The sequence below is a fragment of the Enterobacter cloacae complex sp. GF14B genome, from assembly GCF_004136805.1.
GTDB lineage: Bacteria > Pseudomonadota > Gammaproteobacteria > Enterobacterales > Enterobacteriaceae > Enterobacter > Enterobacter hormaechei_C.
On the sequence record NZ_QFRV01000046.1, the window covers coordinates 20,692 to 37,993 of the forward strand.

Consider the following 17,302-nt stretch of genomic DNA (forward strand, 5'->3'; position numbering starts at 1 on the left):
AAATATAACTTTAACAGGTGTGATTATGTTTTGTGTGCAATGTGAACAAACCATCCGTACCCCAGCAGGCAACGGCTGCTCTTACGCGCAGGGTATGTGCGGCAAAACCGCAGAAACGTCCGATCTCCAGGATCTGCTGATTGCGGCGCTGCAAGGCTTGTCCGCCTGGGCCTTCAAAGCCCGTGAATATGGCATTGTCGATCACTATGTCGACAGCTTTGCGCCGCGCGCATTTTTCTCCACGCTGACCAACGTTAACTTCGATTCTCCACGCATTGTGGGCTATGCCCGCGAAGCGATTGCCCTGCGTGAAGCCCTGAAAGCGCAGTGCCTGAATGCCGACGCCAGCGCCCGCGTGGACAACCCGATGGCGGAGCTACAGCTGGTGAGCGACGACCTGGGCGAGCTACAGCGTCAGGCCGCAGAATTCACCCCAAATAAGGACAAAGCGGCAATTGGCGAGAACATCCTCGGCCTGCGCCTGCTGTGCCTGTACGGTCTGAAAGGTGCTGCGGCCTATATGGAGCACGCGCACGTACTCGGCCAGTACGATAACGCTATTTACGCCCAGTACCACAAAATCATGGCATGGCTGGGCACCTGGCCTTCCGACATGAACGCCCTGCTGGAATGCTCGATGGAAATCGGCCAGATGAACTTCAAAGTGATGAGTATTCTGGATGCCGGTGAAACCAGCACCTACGGCCACCCAACGCCAACGCAGGTCAACGTCAAAGCGACCGAAGGCAAATGCATCCTGATCTCCGGTCATGACCTGAAAGATCTCTACAACCTGCTGAAGCAGACCGAAGGCACCGGCGTTAACGTTTATACCCACGGCGAAATGCTGCCCGCGCACGGCTACCCGGAGCTGCGTAAATTTAAGCATCTGATCGGTAACTACGGCAGCGGCTGGCAGAACCAGCAGGTGGAGTTCGCCCGCTTCCCTGGCCCAATTGTTATGACCTCTAACTGCATCATCGACCCGACCGTCGGCGCGTATGACGACCGTATCTGGACCCGCAGCATCGTCGGCTGGCCGGGCGTGAGCCACCTTGAAGGCGACGATTTCGGTCCGGTTATCGCTCAGGCGCAGCAGATGGCAGGCTTCCCGTACAGCGAAATCCCGCACCTCATCACCGTCGGTTTTGGCCGTGAAACCCTGCTGGGTGCGGCGGATTCCCTGATTGACCTCGTCAGCCGTGAAAAACTGCGTCACATCTTCCTGATCGGCGGCTGTGACGGCGCGCGCGGGGAACGTAACTACTTCACCGATTTCGCCACCCGCGTACCGGAAGACTGCCTGATCCTGACCCTGGCCTGCGGTAAGTACCGTTTCAACAAGCTGGACTTCGGCAACATCGAAGGTCTGCCACGCCTGGTGGATGCGGGTCAGTGTAACGATGCGTATTCAGCCATCATTCTGGCGGTCACGCTGGCAGAGAAACTGGGCTGCGGCGTGAACGACCTGCCGCTGTCGCTGGTGCTCTCCTGGTTCGAGCAGAAAGCGATCGTTATTCTGTTGACCCTGCTCTCTCTCGGCGTGACCAACATCGTCACCGGACCGACTGCGCCAGGCTTCCTGACGCCGGACCTGCTGGCCATCCTGAACGAGAAATTTGGTCTGCGTTCCGTGACCAACGTTGAAGATGATATGAAGCAACTGCTGAGCGCGTAAGGAGTAACTCATGACCATGCCAACCTCACAATGTCCGTGGCGGATGCAGGTTCATCACATCCATCAGGAGACGCCGGATGTGTGGACGCTGTCGCTGCTGTGCCATGACTACTACCCGTACCGCCCAGGTCAGTATGCGCTGGTTAGCGTGCGTAATTCGGCGGATACCCTGCGCGCCTACACCCTCTCCTCCACGCCGGGCGTGAGCGAATACATTACGCTCACCGTCCGTCGTATTGATGACGGCGCAGGATCCGAGTGGCTGACCCGGGACGTGAAGCGCGGGGATTACATCTGGCTGTCTGACGCGCAGGGCGAGTTTACCTGTGACGACAAGACGGAAGATAAATTCCTGCTGCTGGCGGCAGGCTGTGGCGTGACGCCGATTATGTCGATGCGTCGCTGGCTGGCGAAATACCGTCCTCAGGCCGACGTGCAGGTGATTTTCAGCGTGCGTTCCCCGGAAGATGTGATTTTTGCCGAAGAATGGCGCAACTATCCGGTGACGCTGGTGGCTGAGCACAACGCGACGCACGGTTTTGTCGCGGGGCGCCTGAGCCGCGAGCTGCTGCAAAGCGTGCCGGATATTGCGAACCGCATCGTGATGACCTGCGGCCCGGCGCCTTATATGGAGATCGTGGAGAAAGAAGTGAAAGCGCTCGGCGTGACCCGCTTCTTCAAAGAGCAGTTCTTCACGCCTGTAGCGGCAGCGGCGACCAGCGGGATGAAGTTCACGAAGCTGCAACCGGCGCAGACTTTCTTTGGCCGCGTGGGCACCACGCTGCTTGAAGCGCTTGAAAGTAACAACGTGCCGGTAGCGGCGGCCTGTCGCGCCGGGGTGTGCGGTTGCTGTAAGACCAAAGTGGTTTCCGGTGAGTACACGGTCACCAGCACCATGACGCTGACCGACGCGGAAATTGCCGAGGGCTATGTGCTGGCATGTTCGTGCCATCCGCAGGGCGATCTTGTGCTCGCATAATCTGTCGTGGTTCACCTGTAGGCCCGGTAAGCGTCAGCGCCACCGGGCTTTTTGCCGGGTGGCACTACGTTTACCCGGCCTATGTTGTGCCTACTGCCTGTACGGCAGCCCGTTATTTGTTTGACTTTGCCAGGCGCGTCGCGCAGAAAAACCACCTGTACTTAAAGAGGACTGAGCAGGCAATACAGCGACTTTCTTCTAAGCTTGTAAGCGATATCACATAAAGGAGAAGGACCACCATGAAACAAACCGTGGCTGCATACATAGCGAAAACCCTGGAGCAGGCTGGCGTAAAGCGTATCTGGGGCGTCACCGGCGATTCGCTGAACGGACTCAGCGACAGCCTCAACAAGATGAAGACCATTGAATGGATGCCCACCCGCCATGAAGAGGTCGCCGCCTTTGCCGCGGGTGCCGAAGCGCAGCTCACGGGTGAACTCGCTGTATGTGCGGGTTCCTGCGGACCAGGAAACCTGCACCTCATCAACGGTCTGTTCGACTGTCACCGCAACCATGTTCCGGTGCTGGCGATTGCGGCTCACATTCCGTCATCTGAAATCGGTAGCGGCTATTTTCAGGAGACGCATCCGCAGGAGCTGTTCCGTGAATGCAGCCACTATTGCGAGCTGGTCTCATCACCGGAGCAGATCCCACAGGTGCTGGCGATAGCCATGCGTAAGGCGATCCTGAATCGCGGGGTTTCGGTGGTTGTGCTGCCGGGGGACGTGGCGCTGAAGGCCGCACCTGAAACCGCCACCACCCACTGGTACTCTGCGCCACAGCCAACCATTACCCCTGCCGAAGAAGAGCTGAAAAAGCTGGCGCAACTGCTGCGATACTCCAGCAATATCGCCCTGATGTGCGGCAGCGGCTGCGCCGGTGCGCATAAAGAGCTGGTGGAATTTGCCGGCAAGCTCAAGGCGCCAGTGGTGCACGCCCTGCGCGGGAAAGAGCACGTTGAATACGATAATCCGTACGATGTCGGCATGACCGGGCTGATCGGTTTTTCCAGCGGCTTCCACACCATGATGAACGCCGACACGCTGATCCTGCTCGGCACTCAGTTCCCGTACCGCGCGTTCTACCCGACGGATGCCAAAATTATCCAGATCGACATTAATCCCGGCAGCATCGGCGCGCACAGCAAGGTGGATATGGCGCTTATCGGCGATATCAAATCCACCCTCGCCGCCCTGCTGCCGCTACTGGAAGAAAAAACGGACCGCAAATTCCTCGATAAAGCCCTGAGCGACTATCGCGATGCGCGTAAGGGGCTGGACGATCTCGCCAAACCGAGCGAAAAAGCGATCCACCCGCAGTATCTGGCGCAGCAGATCAGCCACTTCGCCGACGACGATGCCATCTTCACCTGCGACGTGGGTACGCCCACCGTCTGGGCAGCACGCTACCTGAAAATGAACGGCAAACGACGCCTGCTTGGGTCGTTCAACCATGGCTCAATGGCCAACGCCATGCCGCAGGCGCTGGGCGCAAAAGCGACGGCACCGGAACGTCAGGTGGTGGCGATGTGTGGCGACGGCGGGTTCAGTATGCTGATGGGGGATTTCCTGTCGGTGGCGCAGATGAAGCTTCCGCTGAAAATCGTGGTCTTTAACAACAGCGTGCTGGGCTTCGTGGCGATGGAGATGAAGGCCGGAGGCTACCTCACGGACGGCACCGAGCTGCACGACACCAACTTCGCCCGCATCGCCGAAGCCTGCGGTATCACCGGTATTCGGGTGGAGAAAGCCTCAGAGGTGGACGACGCCCTGCAACGCGCCTTCGCCATCGACGGCCCGGTGCTGGTGGATGTGGTGGTCGCCAAAGAAGAGCTGGCGATCCCGCCTCAAATCAAGCTGGAACAGGCCAAAGGATTTAGCCTCTACATGCTGCGCGCCATCATCAGCGGGCGCGGTGACGAGGTGATCGAACTGGCAAAAACCAACTGGCTCAGGTAAAACATCTGGCATCGCCTTTTTAAATATAAGGACATGCCATGATTGATTTACGCAGTGATACCGTTACCCGTCCGGGCCGCGCCATGCTCGAAGAGATGATGGCCGCCCCGGTCGGGGACGACGTCTACGGCGATGACCCGACGGTCAACGAACTCCAGCGCTATGCGGCCGAGCTGAGCGGTAAAGAGGCTGCTCTGTTCCTGCCCACCGGCACGCAGGCTAACCTGGTGGCGCTGCTGAGCCACTGCGAGCGCGGCGAAGAGTATATCGTTGGCCAGGGGGCGCATAACTACCTGTACGAAGCCGGCGGCGCGGCGGTGCTCGGCAGCATCCAGCCGCAGCCGATCGATGCTGCGCCGGACGGTACGCTGCCGCTGGACAAAGTCGCGGCGAAAATCAAAGCCGACGATATTCACTTCGCCCGCACTAAACTGCTGAGCCTCGAAAACACCCATAACGGTAAAGTCCTGCCGCGCGAATACCTGAAAGCGGCATGGGATTTTACCCGCGAGCGCAAGCTCGGCCTCCACGTTGACGGCGCACGTATCTTCAACGCCGTGGTGGAGTACGGCTGCGAGCTGAAAGAGATCACCCAATATTGCGACTCGTTCACCATTTGCCTCTCTAAAGGGCTGGGCACGCCGGTAGGTTCCCTGCTGGTTGGCAGCGCAGACTACATCAGACGCGCCAACCGGTGGCGCAAAATGACCGGCGGCGGGATGCGTCAGGCGGGTATTCTGGCGGCTGCCGGACTGTACGCCCTGAAAAATAACGTGTCACGCCTGAAAGACGATCACGACAATGCGGCGTGGATGGCAGCGCAGCTGCGTGAAATCGGCGCTGATGTCATGCGACACGACACCAACATGCTGTTTGTCCGCGTCGGCGATGAGCATGCTGCCGCGCTGGGCGACTTTATGAAAGCCCGAGGGGTGCTGATCAACGCCTCCCCGGTCGTGCGACTGGTGATGCATCTTGACGTTAACCGCGAGCAGTTGACCGAGGTGGTGAAACACTGGCAGGCGTTTTTACAGCGTTAAGGAGCATACCGTGCCGCAACGTATTCTGGTGCTCGGCGCCAGCGGGTATATCGGTCAGCATCTGACCACTGCGTTAAGCCAGCAGGGGCACCAGGTGCTGGCAGCGGCACGCAACACGGAACGCCTGCAAAAGCTACATTTGCCTGGCGTGACGTGTCACAACGTTGACCTTAACTGGCCGAAAGCGCTTCCTGCGCTGCTGGAAGGGGTCGATACGCTTTACTACCTTGTCCACAGCATGGGCGAAGGCGGCGATTTTATCGCCCACGAGCGTCAGGTGGCGATGAACGTTCGTGATGCGCTGCGGCAAACGCCGGTGAAGCAGGTGATTTTTTTAAGCTCACTCCAGGCGCCTGAGAACGAGCAGTCAGATCATCTGCGCGCCCGACAGCTGACGGCAGAAACGCTGCGAAGCGCCCGTATCCCCGTCACCGAACTCCGGGCAGGGATCATCGTCGGCGCGGGTTCCGCCGCGTTCGAAGTGATGCGCGATATGGTCTACAACCTGCCTGTGCTGACGCCGCCGCGCTGGGTACGCTCGCGCACCACGCCCATTGCGCTGGAGAATTTACTCCACTATCTGGTGGCATTGCTGGATCACCCGGCGGAGCAGCATCGCGTGCTGGAGGCGGCAGGCCCGGAAGTGCTGAGCTATCAGGCGCAGTTCGAACATTTTATGCGGGTGAGCGGCCGCCGCCGCTGGCTGATCCCCATCCCCTTCCCGACCCGCTGGATATCGGTGTGGTTTTTGAATGTGATCACCTCCGTGCCGCCGACGACCGCCAAAGCGCTGATCCAGGGGCTGAAGCACGATCTGCTGGCGGACGATCGCGCGCTGCGCGCCTTAATCCCTCAGGAATTGATCCGCTTTGACGACGCGGTGCGTAATACGCTGAAAGAAGAAGAGAAGCTGGTGAACTCCAGCGACTGGGGCTACGACGCGCAGGCGTTTGCCCGCTGGCGGCCCGAGTACGGCTATTATCCGAAACAGGCGGGCTGTACGGTCAAAACCACGGCCAGCCTGGCAGCGCTGTGGGAAGTTGTGAACCAGATTGGCGGCAAAGAGCGCTATTTCTTCGGCAATATTCTCTGGCAAACGCGCGGCGCGCTGGATCTGCTGGTCGGTCACCGGCTGGCAAAAGGCCGCCCTGCCCATCCCTGGCTGAAGGTGGGCGATACCGTCGACAGCTGGAAGGTGATTATCGTTGAGCCGGAAAAACAGCTGGCGCTGCTGTTTGGCATGAAGGCGCCGGGGCTGGGGCGGCTCTGCTTCACCCTGAAGGACAAGGGCGACCATCGTGAACTGGACGTTCGGGCATGGTGGCATCCGCACGGAATGCCGGGTCTGTTTTACTGGTTGCTGATGATCCCGGCACACCTGTTTATCTTCCGCGGAATGGCGAAACGGATTGCGCTACTGGCAGAAGAAAAGCGGGAAAATAACTAAATAAAACTCTTAATCTTTCACCTTTCCCATTGCAACACATCGTAATTCACGAAAGAATGCGCACGAAATTCTTTTCAACACAGTGGATTGTTATGAAGGTACTGGTTACCGGGGCGACCAGCGGCTTAGGCCGAAATGCGGTCGAGTTTCTGCGCAACAAAGGCATCAGCGTGAGGGCCACCGGTCGCAATGAGGCGATGGGTAAGCTCCTGCAAAAAATGGGCGCTGAATTTGTCCATGCCGATCTGACGGAGCTGGTCTCCTCTCAGGCCAAGGTGATGCTCGCCGGTATCGATACGCTGTGGCACTGCTCCAGTTTTACCTCCCCGTGGGGTACCCAGGAAGCCTTTGATCTCGCCAACGTGCGCGCCACGCGCCGTCTGGGTGAATGGGCCGTCGCCTGGGGCGTGCGTAACTTTATTCATATTTCCTCTCCGTCGCTCTATTTCGACTATCACCACCATCGTGATATTCAGGAAGATTTCCGCCCGGCGCGCTTTGCCTGTGAGTTTGCCCGCAGTAAAGCGGCGGGCGAAGAGGTGATCGACCTGCTGGCCCAGTCAAACCCGCACACCCGCTTTACCGTGCTGCGTCCGCAGAGCCTGTTTGGACCGCACGACAAAGTCTTTATCCCGCGACTGGCCCAGATGATGCATCACTACGGCAGCGTGCTGTTACCGCGCGGCGGCGATGCGCTGGTGGACATGACCTATTACGAAAATGCCGTTCACGCCATGTGGCTGGCGAGCCAGCCGGAGTGCGATAAGCTGGTGTCGGGGCGCGCGTATAACATCACCAACGGCGAACCCTGTACCCTGCGCAGCATTGTGCAAAGGCTAATTGACGAATTAAAAATCGACTGCCGGATCCGTTCCGTTCCCTACCCAATGCTGGACATGATTGCCCGCAGCATGGAGCGTTTTGGCAGCAAATCGGCGAAAGAGCCTGCGCTGACGCATTACGGTGTGTCGAAGCTCAACTTTGATTTTACGCTAGATATTTCTCGGGCGGAGAACGAGCTGGGATATAAACCGATTGTCTCGCTGGATGAAGGGATAGTGCGTACGGCGGCGTGGTTACGGGATCACGGGAAGTTGCACCGGTAAGCGTTCCAGCCTCATGTAGGCCGGGTAAGCGCAGCGCCACCCGGCAAAAAACAGAGAGTGCGGACTGATGCCCTCACCCCGTCCCTCTCCCACAGGGAGAGGGTGCAGACACTAAAACGGCAACCCTGGGGGTTGCCGTTTGCTTTTACAGAGCCGTCCAGGCTTCAGCCCATGCCAGACCTGCGCCTGGTTCATAGTACGTTGAAGAGTTGTTACACCAGCCGCTGTACGGGAACGGTTTGCACTGGAACAGTTTACCGTGGTTGTTCACGATATCACCGGCGTTGTACTTGCTGCTCGCGCTCCATGCCGGGTAAGACGTATCTTCTCCGGATGGCGTTGCCGCTTTCGCTTTCACGTTCAGCAGGTAAGACGTGGTGCTGCTCAGCTCGCCATCGCTGACGGTCAGGCTCACTTCATACTGCTGCGCCGTCGCAGACTCTGGCGCTGTGAAGGTCACAACCGCTTTGTCCTGACCGGTAACAGTCTGACCATCCTGGGAACGCCAGGTATACGTCAGTTTGTTGCCATCAGGATCGGTGGAGCCTTCCGCACTCAGAGAAACCTGCGCACCTGCTTCCACTGCACCGATCGGACCGGCAATCTGCGCAACCGGCGCGTGGTTCACCACAACAGGTTCGACCGGGGTTTCATCCGGCGTTGGTGTTGGCGCTGGCGTTTCATCGCCAGATGGCGTCGGTGTTGGCGTGACCGGGGTTTCGTCCGGGGTAACGGAAGAACCATCATCGTTAACGATTTTCACGTTAAAGAACTTCTGCACGCACTTGCTGTAGTCACCTTCTTTAAAGGCGCTGAACGGAGTCTGGTAGCCCACCAGCTGGCAAGAGTAGGTCTTGCCGTCCGGGGTATCCGCGCTCCATCCCCAGTCCTGTTCCCAGTAAATCTTCAGGGCGCCTGCGCCACCTTCGTCGAACTGCTTCATGTTGGCGCAACCCAACACTTCGTTCGCCGGAACAGGCACTTTCAGGTAGTTTGCAAACTCTTTGTAGTATTTGATACGGTTCTGAGACTGCGCAATTTCAGTCGGGCCGCCGCACTCAACGCCGCCGTTGATGATCTGGGTGGTCACACCAAAGCCCGGAACCAGACCGTTGGCTTTATCGTGGTCGTTCGGCTGCCATGTACCGTCGATCACCTGCAACATGCTTGGTTTTGGCGGCTGCGGATAGGCGAAGAAGAAGATCGCACTCGCCAGGTTCAGCCAGGTGTCCGCCACCAGCTCAGGTTTGTCGAGCAGTGTACGCACGTCGCCGTACATCGCTTCAGAGAATGGACCGTAGTTGTAGTTGTAAGACAACTGTTTCGCACCGCGTCCGAAATAGCTCAGGAAATCGCCGTCTTTATCTTTACCGCAAGGCCAGGTCTGTCCTTGCCAGACGTCCGGGTTACATTCGCCGTTATAACCGCCCTTCTGCCCTTCGCTCCAGCCCATTTCACGTACGTGGACCAGCGCCTGACGCCATTCGGCTTCCGGACGCCAGCTTTCGTGGCCGCCAGTTTCCTGGGCAAAGTGGGCAAACATGGTGGCCAGCTCTTTGCGACAGATGGCGTCGCTGTCACGACCGTCATTATAGGTTTTACACAGCGCCGGGAATTTACCCACGGCTTTCAGGAAGTTGCTGTAGGTATAGGCCTGGGCGCGCAGCGGGAAGAGATATTCCCAGTCGCTGGCTTTCACAATCCCTTCAACGCGTTTAACGTTGTCCGGGTTCGCCGCCCGGCCTGGCTCAATCAGTTCGACCTGCGCGTTATCCAGCGTCTGGATGGTCTCTTTAACCGAAGCCATCAGCGGGAAGTCCGTCAGTTCCTTCTCTTTCTTCGCCAGATCGCTGGCTTTGATGGTGTACGGCTCACTGCTGGTCTCCTTCAGATTCGCAGCCTGGGCCATGAATGGCGCCACGCAGGCTCCCGCAATGAGTACACTCAGTAACGTCCTTTTGTTCATTTCAGTTTTCCTGTTCGTTTCAAATTAAATGTTAATATCCCGGCTTAGGTATTACTCCGTTAATACATAAACCACATTCAGCTGTTTTCACTTTTCGAAGAACACCTTCAGGAATTCTTCAAAAATAAAAAACGTTAATAACGTGCTGCTAATTTCAGTTGCTGATATTTGGCCCAGACCTTATGGGCATATTTCATCCTCTGCGGATAATTTTCTTTTTTCAGTCCGGCGTTATACGCGCCAACGGCTTCCCAGTTATAGCCATACACCCTGATCATCCCGGAAAGGATAGAAGCCCCGACCATGATCGAAGTACACGGCTCCGTGATTAATCGATATTCGTCGATGCCTCTGCTTTCCAGCGCGGTAAAATGCGAACTGTTGATTTGCATCAGCCCGACATCCCGCGTGCCATCGCGGTTTTGCCCAACCGCATACGGATTCATACCGGATTCCACATTCGCTATCGCGTACAGTAAATAAGGATCGACATGATAATAATGCGCCGCTTTATCCCAACAATTTGCCAGTGCGCTTTGGCTTATTATCAATAACAACAAAATTAACTTTTTCATTTTTACCTGCTGACAGTTTCGGTTATTTCTCCTTACCAACATCCTGTAAAATGAATTTTGAATCACTCCCCCTCTAAAGGGGGAGTGATTAATGGGTTAGATTATTTGCAATCTGTTGATGCGCCTTCTTTTACCCATACGTCGCTGTTGGCTGGGTTATCACCACGGGTCCACCATTTCGCACGGTAAACGTTACCTTCATAGGTGGTAGTGTCGCCGCCGTTGTAGACCAGGTCAGAACGCCAGTTCATCTTCACGTTGCTCACCAGCTCCCATGCATCCACACCGAAGCCAGGCTGATTGCCCTGAGTCCAGTACTTCGCTTTCCACACCAGATGGTCGAAGCTTACGGTATCGCCACCGTTGTAGATTTTGCTGGATTCCCACGCCGCGTATTTGCTGGCGTTAGCATCCACAGGTGCATCGCAGCTTCCTTTGTCAGACGGAGGAGTCACATCATCAGCCGGAGGGGTAACGTCATCCGCCGGGTTAGTGTCTTCGTCAGCAGGTACCGGTGCAGGCGCCGCTTTCGGATTCACGGTAACCTGGACGTTAGACTGCACGCTGGTCTTACCGTCGCTCACTACCACGCTCAGGGTGTAGGTAGACGTCGAGCTCACTTCCGGCGCCGTGATATTCACGTTCGCGGAGTCAGTTCCGGTGGCGTGCATATCTGCTGGTACGCTCCAGGCGTAGGTCAGCGCATCACCGTCTGGGTCCGCAGCCTGGGCATGCAGCGCATAGGTTTCACCAGATTCAAGCGTGATCGCTTCCATTGGGTTTAAAACCGGTGCCTGGTTAGCTTTCGGCGCCTTGTTCACCACCTGGACATCAATCGCGTTGCTCAGGCCTTTTGCATCGGTCACCGTCAGGCGGAACGTCATGGTCTGGTCGGTGGTCGCTGCCGCAACATTGAAGGTCGCTTTCGCTTTGGTGCTGTTGTTGATGGTGACAGACGGCCCAGAGACCTGAGTCCATTTGTAGGTAATCGCATCGCCATCAGGATCGCTGGAAGCAGAGCCATCGAGCGTGACGGTTGCCGGGCCAGACACGTTCTGATCGGCAGAGGACGCGATTGGCGCGTGGTTGGTGACCACCGGATCAACCGGAGTCGAGTCGCCGCCCAGCAGGCTTTCGTTCATCGCATTCAGAATGTCGCCGGTATCAGAGTCGATAGACCACGCGAACAGACCGCCCAGTTTATTGGCCAGAACATACTTGCCTTTCGCAGTGGTTGAACGCGCATCTTCATACGAGATCAGGTCGCCGGTGGATTTGTTGAAGACGTAAGGGGCTTCAGCGGTCGTGTCGTAGCCGTATTCCCAGCCCGGTTTGCCTTTGTATTCGTTCACGATCTGACGATAGTCAACCACGCCCGGTTCCCAGGTGCCTTTCACCATGCCGGTTGCCGTACCGGTGAATGGATTGTCACCGGTGTAGCCATGCACGCCGGTCCAGCCGCGGCCATACATGCCCGCACCCACCACGATCTTGCCTGGCTGTACACCCTGCGCAAGCAGCGCGTTAACGCCGTTTTCAGTGGTGTAATCAGTGTCCGGACGCCATGCTGGCGCACGCAGCGCAGCCTGGTGGCCGAGAACGGTGTTGCTCCAGCCGCCGTAGAAGTCGTAGCTCATCAGGAAGATGTGGTCGAGATACTGCTGAGCCGTAGTGTAATCCACGTCTTCGATCTTATCGCGACCTGCACCGATGGCGCTGGTCAGTTCATAGGTACGGCCCGTCTGTGCAGACAGCTCGTTCAGCATGGTGCGCAGGTCGTGCATCAGTGCGGTATAGGTCGCTTTATCCTGCTGCGGGTTACCCAGGTTTTCGGTTACACCGCCACCGCCCGGGAATTCCCAGTCGATATCCACGCCGTCAAAGAATTTCCACGTCTGGAGGAAATCTTTCACAGAAGAGACAAAGCGTGCTCGGATAGCCGGGTCGCCCATGTGGAAGAACGGATCGGAAAGCGTCCAGCCGCCGATAGATGGCAGCACTTTCAGGCCTGGATGCGCTTTTTTCAGCGCCATCAGCTGGCCAAAGTTACCTTTGTACGGATCATCCCAGTTGGAGACTCCAGCCTGTGGTTTTTGCAGCGCAGCCCATGGGTCGTGGATCGCCACGGTAAAGTCAGGACGGCCCTTACAGTCGTTCTGAAGCACGCGGAAGCTGTTACCACCTTCAATGGTTTTCAGGCCGTCGTTGATGCCGTCACCGCCACAGATTGGAATGAAGCCGTACAGAATGTGGTTGAGGTTTGCCGCAGGGATCTTATCAACCGGGAAGTTACGGTCGTAAACGCCCCATTCCGGGAAGTAGGCCGCAACCACTTTATCGGTATGCTTCGCGAACGCTTTGTTGTTCTCCTGGAGAGACGTATTCAGCGGCAGCAGGTGGCTACCGTCGGTGTCAGCCACAATAATCAGCTTACTGGCGCTTTTCGCACAGCCGCTGGCATTACAGACTTCAACCTGTTCCTGATAACGCCCGCCTTTTTTCACTTTAAACGTTGCAGAGCCCGTCGCACCGGCTGCGCCGGTCCATACGGTCTGTCCGTCCAGCAGAACTTTCGCAGAAGTTGGCGCATCACCACTCCAGACGTTCCACTCAACTTTTACATCCACGCCATCGTTATGCACTTTGACAAGATTGTTATAATCCTGTGCAGCCTGATCCACTTCCACCAGGGCAAATTTGTCATTGCCATAGCCGATCGTCGGTGCACCTGGCGCTGCTGCAAATGCGGAGCTGGTTGCCGCCGCAATAAAGAGCGCCAGATATTTTGGCTTCATAAATTTCATTTTTATTTCCTGATAAATTTATTTATAACGTAGTAACCCATGTCTTCCGTGAGATCATGGATGCGTTTCGCGTAATGCGTATTTAACCAACGTGAGTGCCGTGAACAAAAAATTGTTGCTGCGTTGTATTCCTCCATTAAAAGATACAAGCCAAATCCCGTGTAGCTTATATCTCTTACGATACACTGAGCGTAAAGGATCGTCCTTTCCTTCCTCCATCAAAAAGATTTATAAAAAATCTTGACCTGTATATTTAAAATGTGAAAGCAATTTGCTGACTAATAAAAACCCCTATTCCAGCAAAGGCGAGATAAGGACCAAAAGAAATAGTGAGGTTATTTTTATTTAAATTATTTACGGCGAAATAACCGACAATACCGCTTAACGCTGCCGCCAGTTCAATAGAGGGCAACGCCTGCCAGCCGCACCAGGCGCCCAGCGCCGCCAGTAACTTAAAATCCCCGTAACCCAGACCTTCTCGTCCCGTGATCAGACGAAAAGCCCAGTAGAGCAGCCAGAGCGACAGATAGCCCGCCACCGCGCCGAACAGCGCATCGCGTAGCGGCAACGTGTGGTCAAACACATGAAGCAAGAGACCTGCCCACAGCAGCGGCTGGGTCAGGCAGTCCGGAAGCAGCTGGTGCTGCCAGTCGATCATGGCCAGCGGCAGTAAAAAAGCCGCCAGTAACCACAAAGAGAACAGCGCCTGAACGTCTGGCATGCACCAGGCCGTGATGCCAAAAAACAAGGCGGAGATCAGTTCGACCAGAAAGAGTCGCAGCGGGATCGCGCTGCCGCACTGGTGGCAGCGCCCCCGTAATAAAAGCCAGCTGAGCAGCGGGATGTTTTCCCACGCGGCGAGCGCGTGCTGGCACACCGGACAGTGCGAGGCCGGAATGAGCAGATTACCGCTCCCCTCCTCATCCATCACCATCCCCGGTACGCGTTCGGCGACAACGCCAAGAAAACTGCCCACAATGCCGCCCAGGATCGCACTCATTATCGGGAACCCTACCGGAAAGGCATCCCGCATCAGCGCGAAGGTATTCATGCGTTTTTTGCCCAGGTGAGTTGCACCTGCGCTTTCACATCGCTGAGGTGGTCAACCGGCGTGAGGTTAATTTTTTGCAATCTCACACCGGTGGTCTGATTAATTTCACGCAGCCAGCTTTTTAATTCATACACATTAACCCGATTCACCACGAACGATAAAGTTTGCCCCTCCTGGCGCACATCCGTCAGCGAAAGGTTAATTTCATGGGCGCTATTCTCGACCACCGTACGCGGATTATCCGTTTTGACTAACTGGATCTGAAGATGATTTTTATCAATTTCACTGCGCATCCAGTTAAGCGTCTCTTTTTGTCTTTTAAGTGTCGATTTACTATTTTTAATCATATTATCCAAGGGGATCACTCCTGTGTAATACACCGCTGCCCCCACAATAGCAACGGCACATATTTTTAAAATGATTTTTTCCCGGGCGCTGTAATTCTGATAGCGCGCTTTCAGCTGTGCGATTCGCTCTTTCATTTATGTTTCCCTGCGATCATGGCGGTATACGGTTCGGTTGTTGAAACAGGCTGTAAGGTAAAATCAAAATTCTCACTGGTCTGGTTAACAAACGCCTGCAACGCGGGCTGGTTTTGCGCGCTGACGCTCAGCGTCAGGGTGTTTTGCTGCGCATCGTATTCCAGCAGATCGATCTCCATCGCAGGGACTGACTGCCGGGCTTTCTCCAGCTCCTCAAGCTGAAGAAAGAACCCCTTGCTCTGTTTTTTCAGGCTTTGGCCAAAGTGATATTTGATATTGGTCTGCTGGCGCATGCTGGGGAAATGGTGCTGATAAACCTGGACGATCTCCTGCTGCACCCGATTTTCCTGCTGCACCAGCATCCAGGCCATCGCAATGCGTGGCCCCAGCAGCAGACCAACAGACAGCACGCCCGCCGCCACCATCGCGGCTTTCATCCTTTTCGCTGCCCGCCCATGACCGGCCTTAAGGCTGAATTCACCGTGAAGCAGGTTAACGCGACAGGTTTGCCACTGCGGCTGGATCAGCGCCAGCGGATGCTGCCAGGCATGCTGCACGTCAACGTGCACCTTCGCAGGCGCATCGCCGTAACACCACACTTCCCCGACCCCGGCTTTCTGCATTAACAGCGGCAGCAGGGTTGCCTCCATTTCACCCGCCACATGGGGCGATAAACGCAGCCAGTAGCCATCATCCTGCGCGACCAGCGTGCTGCCCCCTGCCGTCACGGGCAGGAGCCAGGCATCAGGCAGGGCCTGAATCACGTTTAATCCGGCCTCCTGACAGCGGGTTAATGTTGCGCGCAGGCGGTCGGCGTCAATGGCCACGGCGTCGACGTCGGCGCCTTTTTTGTGGAGTACCGTCCAGTGGAGGTTGTCCACGTCGCCAATCAGCGTCTCTTCTGCCATCCACGAGAAGGCCATTCCCTGAGAAGCCACCTTTTTCGGTAGCCTAAAATGGCGGAAAATCATGTCGCTGGCGGGTAACAGGAGACAAACGCGCGTAGCCAGGGGGTGTTCGGCCAGCATCTCCAGGCTGTCGACCACCTCGACGCGCTCGCTGCCGGACTCACACCACATTATTTTCCCGCCCTCGCGGCTGTCGGGACGAACAAAAAGTACCTGTTTCATAACGTTCTACTTTTCTTATTCAATCATTCGGTAACGACGCTGCCACGTCACGATCTCACCGGCTTCGTTATTCACCTGAAGCTGGCTGACCACGCGAAGCGTTAATTCATCGGTATTGCCGGTGTAATTCACGCGGAAGTACCGGCTGTTTATAGAAAATTGATCCACCACCTGCGGGAGATCGTCTTTTAACTGCGGGAAGGCCTGCTCCAGCGCTTTGCTGAACGCTTCCATATTTTCCCAGCCCGATTCCGGACGCGAATCCAGCAGGCGAACGGCGTCATCCGGCGTGAGTTTTCCCGGGAACATGGCCGCCAGCACGGCGGCCTGTTCCGGTTGCAGGGTGTTCACGTCCACCTTGCTGGCGGCGTCCGGCAGCGCGCATAACAGCTTGCTCACCTTTGGATATGCCGTAACAGGGAACGCCGGCAGCAGTTTGATTTCCGCGATGCTGCGCATCATCTGATTTGCCGGTTGCCGCGCGGGCACGACGCCAGCCCACGCATCGCTTTCGGCCCCCTCCTTCGCCGTGGTGCTGTCACCATCGAGATAATCCACCAGCTGGAAATAGACCGCCTCCGCCGTGCCCGGACTGAGCCCACTTTCCGTCAGAAGTTGTTCTACAATCCGCGCTTTACGCGGTGTTTCCGCCACCGCGGGAGCGCTTTGCCCCTGGGGTGCGATGTCGGCGGTCAACAGGTTATTGACGTTAAAGCAGTCCTGCGCATCTTCCACCTGGCTCACGACCGTGTAATCTTCACCCTGCGTCTCCAGCGGCTGATGCCAGTCGCCGTCCAGCGCCAGCGGCTTGCTCTCGCCGCTGGCGTCGGTCTGTAACCGGTCCTTCACCACTTTTTCCTGGGCCTGCATCGCCCAGCGCAGCTGCTGCTGGCTTACCTGATAATGCGTTTTCTGCAAATTACGGCAGAACTGCTGGCTGATTTTGGCGGCCAGCGCCGACATCATCACCAGCAAAATCAGCACCACCAGCAGGGCTACGCCCTGTTGTTGACGGATCCGCTTCATGGTCTGGTCTCCGGCGAAGGGGCAGGCGCAGGGGCTGCATCCGGGGGCGTCCCAGGCGCG

At 56.7% G+C, this 17,302-nt stretch carries 13 protein-coding genes; 6 read left to right on the forward strand and 7 right to left on the reverse strand.

Going from position 1 to position 17,302, the window contains the following annotated elements; translation table 11 throughout:
• The first annotated feature begins 25 nt into the window (after positions 1-25).
• From hcp to DD606_RS15600, 6 genes are all read left to right on the forward strand, one after another.
• The gene (gene hcp / locus DD606_RS15575) at positions 26-1,678 is read left to right on the forward strand and encodes a hydroxylamine reductase (RefSeq protein ID WP_017384847.1); all 1,653 of its coding nucleotides are present in this window, start codon (positions 26-28) and stop codon (positions 1,676-1,678) included.
• A gap of 10 nt (positions 1,679-1,688) precedes the next feature.
• Complete coding sequence (gene hcr / locus DD606_RS15580) at positions 1,689-2,657, forward strand: NADH oxidoreductase (RefSeq protein WP_045347129.1); 969 nt, start codon at positions 1,689-1,691, stop codon at positions 2,655-2,657.
• Between the two features lie 239 nt (positions 2,658-2,896).
• The gene (gene poxB / locus DD606_RS15585) at positions 2,897-4,615 is read left to right on the forward strand and encodes a ubiquinone-dependent pyruvate dehydrogenase (RefSeq protein ID WP_017693711.1); all 1,719 of its coding nucleotides are present in this window, start codon (positions 2,897-2,899) and stop codon (positions 4,613-4,615) included.
• Between the two features lie 38 nt (positions 4,616-4,653).
• Positions 4,654-5,655, forward strand: a complete 1,002-nt coding sequence (ltaE, locus tag DD606_RS15590) for a low-specificity L-threonine aldolase (RefSeq protein WP_022650711.1) — start codon at positions 4,654-4,656, stop codon at positions 5,653-5,655.
• Positions 5,656-5,665: 10 nt separating this feature from the next.
• Positions 5,666-7,102, forward strand: coding sequence for an SDR family oxidoreductase (locus tag DD606_RS15595; protein WP_045332338.1), 1,437 nt, complete (start codon positions 5,666-5,668; stop codon positions 7,100-7,102).
• A 92-nt stretch (positions 7,103-7,194) separates the two neighbouring features.
• Positions 7,195-8,208, forward strand: a complete 1,014-nt coding sequence (locus DD606_RS15600) for an NAD(P)-dependent oxidoreductase (RefSeq protein WP_017384852.1) — start codon at positions 7,195-7,197, stop codon at positions 8,206-8,208.
• A 145-nt stretch (positions 8,209-8,353) separates the two neighbouring features.
• Here the strand turns inward: DD606_RS15600 and DD606_RS15605 are convergent, their stop codons facing one another.
• The 7 genes from DD606_RS15605 to gspK all read right to left on the reverse strand — a co-directional run bounded on the left by DD606_RS15605 (position 8,354) and on the right by gspK (position 17,242).
• Positions 8,354-10,174 carry a chitinase gene (locus DD606_RS15605; protein WP_110108288.1) on the reverse strand — a complete coding sequence of 607 codons (1,821 nt, stop codon included), beginning with the start codon at positions 10,172-10,174 and terminating at the stop codon, positions 8,354-8,356.
• A gap of 134 nt (positions 10,175-10,308) precedes the next feature.
• Positions 10,309-10,749 (reverse strand): type III secretion system invasion protein IagB, encoded by a 441-nt coding sequence (gene iagB, locus DD606_RS15610; RefSeq protein WP_022650708.1) that lies wholly within the window; start codon positions 10,747-10,749, stop codon positions 10,309-10,311.
• A gap of 101 nt (positions 10,750-10,850) precedes the next feature.
• Positions 10,851-13,553 carry a glycosyl hydrolase family 18 protein gene (locus DD606_RS15615; protein WP_023324390.1) on the reverse strand — a complete coding sequence of 901 codons (2,703 nt, stop codon included), beginning with the start codon at positions 13,551-13,553 and terminating at the stop codon, positions 10,851-10,853.
• Between the two features lie 253 nt (positions 13,554-13,806).
• Positions 13,807-14,604 carry an A24 family peptidase gene (locus DD606_RS15620; RefSeq protein ID WP_022650706.1) on the reverse strand — a complete coding sequence of 266 codons (798 nt, stop codon included), beginning with the start codon at positions 14,602-14,604 and terminating at the stop codon, positions 13,807-13,809.
• The gene (gspM, locus tag DD606_RS15625; RefSeq protein ID WP_022650705.1) at positions 14,601-15,086 is read right to left on the reverse strand and encodes a type II secretion system protein GspM; all 486 of its coding nucleotides are present in this window, start codon (positions 15,084-15,086) and stop codon (positions 14,601-14,603) included. The genes DD606_RS15620 and gspM overlap by 4 nt, the downstream gene beginning before the upstream one ends.
• A complete protein-coding gene (gene gspL / locus DD606_RS15630; protein ID WP_045337400.1) occupies positions 15,083-16,216 on the reverse strand; it encodes a type II secretion system protein GspL in 1,134 nt (377 codons plus the stop codon). The genes gspM and gspL overlap by 4 nt, the downstream gene beginning before the upstream one ends.
• A 15-nt stretch (positions 16,217-16,231) precedes the next feature.
• Positions 16,232-17,242: a type II secretion system minor pseudopilin GspK gene (gene gspK, locus DD606_RS15635; protein WP_045337399.1), complete on the reverse strand. Its 1,011-nt coding sequence runs from the start codon at positions 17,240-17,242 to the stop codon at positions 16,232-16,234.
• Positions 17,243-17,302 lie beyond the last annotated feature (60 nt).